Origin of the sequence: Candidatus Megaera venefica (assembly GCF_034554655.1) — a bacterium.
GTDB lineage: Bacteria > Pseudomonadota > Alphaproteobacteria > Rickettsiales > Rickettsiaceae > Megaera_A > Megaera_A venefica.
Genome location: NZ_JARJFB010000215.1, coordinates 1 through 2,114 on the forward strand (window position 1 = coordinate 1; position 2,114 = coordinate 2,114).

A 2,114-nucleotide genomic window follows, 5' to 3' on the forward strand; every position below is an offset into this window, starting at 1 on the left:
ATATTCGTTTGTAGGAAATAATTTTAAGGGGTAAATGTGGTAGTAAGGTTGGTCTCTAAAGCTTATGTAATTGTTGTTATATGTTTATTAAGTAATAACTCTCTAGCTTCTAAGCAAGATGAAAAATACGATTACAATTATGCAGAATTGAGTAATAGATGCCAAATATATGATCCATATGAATCTTTTAATAGAAAAATCTTTATTTTTAATAGCATTTTGGATACTTTTATACTAAGGCCAGTTACCAAAGGTTACGGTAGATTCACAAACGATTATACAAAAAATAGAGTCGATAGTTTTTTAAGTAATATTCGTGAGCCTCTATCGACAGTGAATTATGGAATTCAACGTAATGCGAATGGGGCTGGTAAAACTTTTTGGAGGTTCGCCATCAATTCTACGTTTGGATTAGGGGGGCTTTTCGATATTGCTAGTAAATTTGATCTCAAAGCTGAGCCGCAAACGTTTGGCAACACTTTGGCTAATTATGGTGTAGGGCAAGGACCTTATATTATATTACCGTTTTATGGTGGTATGGGTGCTAGAGATGTAATGGACCCATTGGTACTTAATAGCTACCTGAATCCAGCTAAGTATCCAATGCACAGTAGTTTTAAAAATGTATTGTTGGTTACTAGTCTCGTTCATAATAGGGATAAGATTATGCCATTTACTGATTATGTAAGCAAAAACTCTCCTGATGCATATATAGCTATCCGTGATGCTACCCTTAGTGAGAGAGAATCTAGAATGGTTTATCCAGAAGGGTTCAAGTGCCCTAAGGTTAATAAATAAATTAATATTTATAGAGATAAGTTATGAAAATTTTATCAGTTATTTTGTTAGTAATAAGTGTAGTATGCCAGACTGCTTACGGCGCTTCTGAAGAAGATACTAAAAAACTAAAAGCATATGTTGAGGAGTTGATACAAGAAGGCTCTGATTTAGTTAATGATAAAAATTTGTCTGAGAAAGAAAGACGACTAAAATCTAGCGCTATGATAAAGTCGCACTTGTATTTAGATTGGATGGCTAAATACACGCTTGGCAGACATAGAAGAGCAATATCAGAAGCTCAAATTAAAGAGTTTGTTAAGGTTTATTCTTTGTTTGTTGTAAAAGCTTATGCTGATCTTGCAACAAATTATAAGGGAGAAAAGGCTGTACTTACGCATATTAAACAGATAGACGATGATTTGTTTATTGTTAATAGTGAGATTGTCAGACCAGGTTCGCAATCACCTATTAAGGTAGATTATTTAGTGCATAAAATTGAAGGTAACAAGAAAGATCCTTATTTAATTGGGGATATTATCACTGAAGGCATAAGTATATTAAACTCTCAGCAATCAGAGTTTAATAGTGTTATTTCTTCGCATGGAGTTGACTGGCTAATTGCAGATTTAAAGAAGCGCGCCCAAAGTAATGCTAACATTGCAGCGAGTGCTAAGCCTAAGTAACTAGAGTTTTGTGAAAGAAAAAGGCTGCCGTTGAATTTAGTGTTCTCAATTTATGTTTAAGGGAGGAAGTTATCCCGAACTTGATGACTTCGCCAGCTCCCTCGATTCGGTATCTTTTTCTATCTCCGCGACAGATTCTGAAATAAATCCAGAATAACCGCAATTGCGCAAGTTTTGTTCGTCACCATGGGATTTACCTTAATTGGTCCCTCCGTCAAAACTCTCCCCGCCTGAATTAACAAGGGGTTTCATGTCATAAACAGCTTACAAAATCCATAAGAAAATGGTATAATTACCGCATAAAGCTTACGGATTTTAAAATTATGCCTATAGAAAATATTACTTTTCTCCAAAAACAAGAAAGGTTATTTGAAGAGAAATTATCTACAAAACTAAATCCTAAAAACAAGTTATATAAACTAAGGGATTTAGTAAATTGGTCTGAACTTGAAGCCAGAGCATTGCCTAACATTGAAATCAAGCAATTTGGTAGAAATAAGAAAGATCATAGAGTAATGCTAGCACTATCAATGCTTCAAGCTATGTACAACGGTTCTGATTCGTTTACGGAGGAAGAGCTAAAGGAAAATATTTATTGGCAATATTTTTGTGGTTATGAATATTTGCAGCAAGATCTTGATGTGTCTGAAG

General features: G+C 34.3%; 3 protein-coding genes. All 3 read left to right on the forward strand.

Features of this window, described 5'->3' with window-relative positions; genetic code table 11:
- The first annotated feature begins 36 nt into the window (after positions 1-36).
- The gene (locus Megvenef_RS09070; protein WP_322777606.1) at positions 37-798 is read left to right on the forward strand and encodes an MlaA family lipoprotein; all 762 of its coding nucleotides are present in this window, start codon (positions 37-39) and stop codon (positions 796-798) included.
- A 23-nt stretch (positions 799-821) separates the two neighbouring features.
- Positions 822-1,463 carry an MlaC/ttg2D family ABC transporter substrate-binding protein gene (locus Megvenef_RS09075; protein WP_322777607.1) on the forward strand — a complete coding sequence of 214 codons (642 nt, stop codon included), beginning with the start codon at positions 822-824 and terminating at the stop codon, positions 1,461-1,463.
- 323 nt (positions 1,464-1,786) lie between these two features.
- Positions 1,787-2,114: transposase (locus tag Megvenef_RS09080; protein WP_322776028.1), on the forward strand; the 328-nt coding region annotated here is incomplete at its 3' end.